The following is a 283-nucleotide window of genomic DNA, read 5'->3' on the forward strand; positions in this document are numbered from 1 at the left end:
ATATTGTTCCGCTGGCCATACCGATGGGAATGACTAAGGCTAAAGTTAAGACGGTAGTGATATTGGTTAGGGCTTGAGCGTGGTCACCAGAAACGAAATAAGTCGTGGTCATGTAGGCTCGATAGCCTGGAACAAGCGGTGCTAGGATAGCAAGTGAAAAAATAACAGATGGTGTTTTAAGTAAAATACTCATGATTTGACTAATGCAAGATCCGATAATTGCTGCAAGGAAGGTTGCAATCAGTACATTAGTTGGTCCTAATAATGAAAGATAGATGAGCTA

The 283-nt window shown here is 41.0% G+C and carries 1 pseudogene; it reads right to left on the minus strand.

Annotation, left to right across the window (positions count from 1 at the left end):
• Positions 1-283 (minus strand): annotated as a pseudogene (locus C1E99_RS02490) (threonine/serine exporter family protein); the annotation flags it as partial.

The organism is Streptococcus suis, assembly GCF_002964045.1.
Lineage (GTDB): Bacteria > Bacillota > Bacilli > Lactobacillales > Streptococcaceae > Streptococcus > Streptococcus suis_U.